The following is a 5,733-nucleotide window of genomic DNA, read 5'->3' on the forward strand; positions in this document are numbered from 1 at the left end:
CAGGTGTGTTCCGGCGGTGACCTACTCTCCCACCCCGTTTCCAGGGCAGTACCATCGGCGCTGAAGGGCTTAGCTTCCGGGTTCGGAATGGAGGCCGGGCGTTTCCCGCTTCGCTATGACCGCCGGGACGTCTCTATCGGGTTATCACGTGTGGACACACCGCGTGCGTGTGTGTCCTTGGGGGCCGCCCCCACCGTTGGTGTGGTGGGGGTGGTGTGTCCGTGGCCCGGGAACCGTACAGTGGACGCGCGCAGCTTGGTGTACCCGTGTGCCCCGCTCTTGGTGTTCCTTTGGTGTCGCGCGTGGCGCGACCGGAAGAAACCCGGCGGGGGTGGATGTGTGTGGTCAAGTCCTCGGCCTATTAGTACCGGTCAGCTCCACGCATTGCTGCGCTTCCACGTCCGGCCTATCAACCCAGTCGTCTAGCTGGGGGCCTTACCAGGTCGACCCTGTGGGAGACCTCATCTTGAAGCGGGCTTCCCGCTTAGATGCTTTCAGCGGTTATCCCTTCCGAACGTAGCCAACCAGCCGTGCTCCTGGCGGAACAACTGGCACACCAGAGGTTCGTCCGTCCCGGTCCTCTCGTACTAGGGACAGCCCTTCTCAAGTCTCCTGCGCCCGCAGCGGATAGGGACCGAACTGTCTCACGACGTTCTAAACCCAGCTCGCGTACCGCTTTAATGGGCGAACAGCCCAACCCTTGGGACCTGCTACGGCCCCAGGATGCGACGAGCCGACATCGAGGTGCCAAACCATGCCGTCGATATGGACTCTTGGGCAGGATCAGCCTGTTATCCCCGGGGTACCTTTTATCCGTTGAGCGACAGCGCTTCCACAAGCCACTGCCGGATCACTAGTCCCTGCTTTCGCACCTGCTCGACATGCCTGTCTCACAGTCAAGCTCCCTTGTGCACTTGCACTCGCCACCTGATTGCCAACCAGGCTGAGGGAACCTTTGGGCGCCTCCGTTACTCTTTGGGAGGCAACCGCCCCAGTTAAACTACCCACCAGGCACTGTCCCTGATCCGGATCACGGACCGAGGTTAGATATCCAGTACGACCAGAGTGGTATTTCAACGTTGACTCCACCACAACTGGCGTTGTGGCTTCACCGTCTCCCACCTATCCTACACAAGCCGAACCGAACACCAATACCAAGCTATAGTAAAGGTCCCGGGGTCTTTCCGTCCTGCTGCGGGTAACGAGCATCTTTACTCGTAGTGCAATTTCGCCGAGCCCGTGGTTGAGACAGCGGGAAAGTCGTTACGCCATTCGTGCAGGTCGGAACTTACCCGACAAGGAATTTCGCTACCTTAGGATGGTTATAGTTACCACCGCCGTTTACTGGCGCTTAAGTTCTGAGCTTCGCCCCGAAGAGCTAACTCGTCCCCTTAACGTTCCAGCACCGGGCAGGCGTCAGTCCGTATACATCGAATTGCTTCTTCGCACGGACCTGTGTTTTTAATAAACAGTCGCTTTCCCCTGGTCTCTGCGGCCTTCAACGCTCCCGGAGCAAGTCCGTTCACGAATCCGGCCCCCCTTCTCCCGAAGTTACGGGGGCATTTTGCCGAGTTCCTTAACCACGGTTCACTCGATCGCCTCGGTATGCTCTACCTGACCACCTGTGTCGGTTTGGGGTACGGGCGGCCGTGGAACTCACTAGAGGCTTTTCTCGACAGCATAGGCTCACCCACTTCGCCGCAATCGGCTCGGCATCCAGCCTCGGACACTACTGTGGCGGATTTCCCTACCACGGTCCTGCACTGTTACCCCGGGACAACCATCGCCCGGGTTGGGCTACCTTCCTGCGTCACCCCATCGCTTGCCTACTACCGGTTCGGGTCCCACGCTCCCCCACGACACGTCCCGAAGGACATGCGCAGGTTCGGGTGGTTAGCATCACCGGGCTCAGCATGGTCGCGCCACTGCCGGTACGGGAATATCAACCCGTTGTCCATCGACTACGCCTGTCGGCCTCGCCTTAGGTCCCGACTTACCCAGGGCGGATTAACCTGGCCCTGGAACCCTTGGTCATACGGCGGACGGGTTTCTCACCCGTCTTTCGCTACTCATGCCTGCATTCTCACTCGTGTGGCGTCCACGACTGGGTCACCCCGCCGCTTCACACGCCACACGACGCTCCCCTACCCAGCCACACACCTGAACCACCCACAAACAGTGGGCGGCTAAGCTACACATGCGGCTGCCACAGCTTCGGCGGTGTACTTGAGCCCCGCTACATTATCGGCGCGGAATCACTTGACCAGTGGGCTATTACGCACTCTTTCAAGGATGGCTGCTTCTAAGCCAACCTCCTGGTTGTCTTTGCAACTCCACATCCTTTTCCACTTAGCACACGCTTAGGGGCCTTAGCTGGTGATCTGGGCTGTTTCCCTCTCGACTACGAAGCTTATCCCCCGCAGTCTCACTGCCACGCTCAACTTCCCGGCATTCGGAGTTTGGCTGACGTCAGTAACCTTGTAGGGCCCATCAGCCATCCAGTAGCTCTACCTCCGAGAAGAACCACGTGACGCTGCACCTAAATGCATTTCGGGGAGAACCAGCTATCACGGAGTTTGATTGGCCTTTCACCCCTACCCACAGGTCATCCGCCCACTTTTCAACGTAGGTCGGTTCGGGCCTCCACGAAGTCTTACCTCCGCTTCACCCTGCCCATGGGTAGATCACTCCGCTTCGGGTCTAGAGCATGCGACTCAAACGCCCTATTCAGACTCGCTTTCGCTACGGCTACCCCACACGGGTTAACCTCGCCACACACCACTAACTCGCAGGCTCATTCTTCAAAAGGCACGCCGTCACACACACCCAAAAGGGCGCACGCTCCGACGGCTTATAGGCACATGGTTTCAGGTACTCTTTCACTCCCCTCCCGGGGTACTTTTCACCATTCCCTCACGGTACTGATCCGCTATCGGTCACCAGGGAGTATTTAGGCTTGACGGGTGGTCCCGCCAGATTCACACAGGATTTCTCGGGCCCCGTGCTACTCGGGAATCATGCAACGGAGTCGCAGTCTTACGTCTACGGGGGTCACACCCTCTACGCCAGACCTTTCAAGCCCTTCGACTTCAACAACGATTTCTTACTCCGCGCCGGTCCGGCAGAACCAGCACACACAACCCCACAACCCCGCACACGCAAACCCTGCCGGGTTGAACACATGCACGGTTTAGCCTCATCCGCTTTCGCTCACCACTACTCACGGAATCACTCTTGTCTTCTCTTCCTGCGGGTACTGAGATGTTTCACTTCCCCGCGTTCCCTCCGACCACCCTATACATTCAGGTGACGGTGACGACACATAACTGCCGCCGGGTTTCCCCATTCGGACACCCCCGGGTCGTAGCTCGGTTGCCAGCTCGCCAGGGATTATCGCAGGCTCCCACGTCCTTCATCGGCTCCTGGTGCCAAGGCATCCACCATGTGCCCTTAATAACTTGACCACAAAGATGAAGATGCTCGCGTCCACTGTACAGTTCTCAAGCAACGGCCAGAACCAGCCCAAACCCCCGCCAGACACCACACACACACGCGTGCAGCCGGTACAGAGCAGACCAGCCCCCGAAAAGGAAACCAGCACACCACCACAACCCAAGACAAGAAACCCCGTCTCAAGCCACAGCGGCCCGCCCGATCCCTCAGGACCCAACAGCGCACCAAAATCCCGACCACCACACCAGTCCCACAGCCGCACACGCACAACACGCGCACAACCACACAACCATGCAGCAGCCAACTTGCCGACGTTCCACCCATGAGCAACCACCCACCAGACACTCGCCAGTGGCATGGCACCAACCCCAGAACAACCAACCAACCCCCACACAGGCCCCCGGACGCACCAGGAACACAACAAAAACAGGGGGGCCAGCCAGAGCCCGGAGCAAGAAAGCTCCTTAGAAAGGAGGTGATCCAGCCGCACCTTCCGGTACGGCTACCTTGTTACGACTTCGTCCTAATCGCCAGTCCCACCTTCGACAGCTCCCTCCCCACAAAGGGGGTTAGGCCACCGGCTTCGGGTGTTACCGACTTTCATGACGTGACGGGCGGTGTGTACAAGGCCCGGGAACGTATTCACCGCAGCGTTGCTGATCTGCGATTACTAGCGACTCCAACTTCACGGGGTCGAGTTGCAGACCCCGATCCGAACTGAGACCGGCTTTTAGGGATTCGCTCCACCTCACGGCATCGCAACCCACTGTACCGGCCATTGTAGCATGCGTGAAGCCCTGGACATAAGGGGCATGATGACTTGACGTCATCCCCACCTTCCTCCGAGTTGACCCCGGCAGTCTCCTATGAGTCCCCACCATCACGTGCTGGCAACATAGGACAAGGGTTGCGCTCGTTGCGGGACTTAACCCAACATCTCACGACACGAGCTGACGACAGCCATGCACCACCTGTACACGACCCAAAAGGACCCGACATCTCTGCCGGTGCACCGTGTATGTCAAACCCAGGTAAGGTTCTTCGCGTTGCATCGAATTAATCCGCATGCTCCGCCGCTTGTGCGGGCCCCCGTCAATTCCTTTGAGTTTTAGCCTTGCGGCCGTACTCCCCAGGCGGGGCGCTTAATGCGTTAGCTACGGCACGGATCCCGTGGAAGGGAACCCACACCTAGCGCCCAACGTTTACGGCGTGGACTACCAGGGTATCTAATCCTGTTCGCTCCCCACGCTTTCGCTCCTCAGCGTCAGTACCGGCCCAGAGACCCGCCTTCGCCACCGGTGTTCCTCCTGATATCTGCGCATTCCACCGCTACACCAGGAATTCCAGTCTCCCCTGCCGGACTCTAGCCTGCCCGTATCCACTGCAGACCCGGGGTTAAGCCCCGGGCTTTCACAGCAGACGCGACAAGCCGCCTACGAGCCCTTTACGCCCAATAATTCCGGACAACGCTCGCACCCTACGTATTACCGCGGCTGCTGGCACGTAGTTAGCCGGTGCTTCTTCTGCGCCTACCGTCACAAAAAGCTTCGTCAGCGCTGAAAGAGGTTTACAACCCGAAGGCCGTCATCCCTCACGCGGCGTTGCTGCGTCAGGCTTCCGCCCATTGCGCAATATTCCCCACTGCTGCCTCCCGTAGGAGTCTGGGCCGTGTCTCAGTCCCAGTGTGGCCGGTCACCCTCTCAGGCCGGCTACCCGTCTTCGCCTTGGTAGGCCACTACCCCACCAACAAACTGATAGGCCGCGAGTCCATCCCCAGCCGATAAATCTTTCCACGCACAGACCATGCGGTCATGCGTCCCATCCGGTATTAGACCCAGTTTCCCGGGCTTATCCCGAAGCTGAGGGCAGGTTACCCACGTGTTACTCACCCGTTCGCCGCTCGAGTACCCCGAAGGGCCTTTCCGCTCGACTTGCATGTGTTAAGCACGCCGCCAGCGTTCGTCCTGAGCCAGGATCAAACTCTCCATCAAGGCATATAGACAACCCCACCACAACCCAACAAGGGCCACAGCAGAACCATCAACCAAAACAAAGAACAAAAACCCCAGCAAAACAACACACCCCCAGGTAAGAGGCATGCTGCTCAACCAAAGGAACCCCAAACCACGAAGACAAACCAACCCCAAAACAAGAGCCAGTCCACCCCCGCAGAACGAGGACACAAACAATTGGCATCGACAATCATTTGGCACGCTGTTGAGTTCTCAAGAATCGGACGCACCCACCACAACCCCGCCAAGAGCATCAGATGGGACGTTC

At 58.7% G+C, this 5,733-nt stretch carries 3 rRNA genes; all 3 read right to left on the reverse strand.

Annotated features, from left to right (window positions below):
* Window positions 1-8: 8 nt before the first annotated feature.
* The 3 genes from rrf to CLV30_RS25745 all read right to left on the reverse strand — a co-directional run bounded on the left by rrf (window position 9) and on the right by CLV30_RS25745 (window position 5,444).
* Window positions 9-127 (reverse strand): 5S ribosomal RNA (gene rrf, locus CLV30_RS25735).
* Window positions 128-341: 214 nt separating this feature from the next.
* Window positions 342-3,464, reverse strand: a 23S ribosomal RNA gene (locus CLV30_RS25740).
* Between the two features lie 457 nt (window positions 3,465-3,921).
* Window positions 3,922-5,444: ribosomal RNA gene (locus CLV30_RS25745) — 16S ribosomal RNA — on the reverse strand.
* Together the 16S, 23S and 5S rRNA genes form the textbook arrangement of a ribosomal RNA operon.
* Between the last annotated feature and the right edge of the window lie 289 nt (window positions 5,445-5,733).

Origin of the sequence: Haloactinopolyspora alba, from assembly GCF_003014555.1 — a bacterium.
Classification (GTDB): Bacteria; Actinomycetota; Actinomycetes; order Jiangellales; family Jiangellaceae; genus Haloactinopolyspora; species Haloactinopolyspora alba.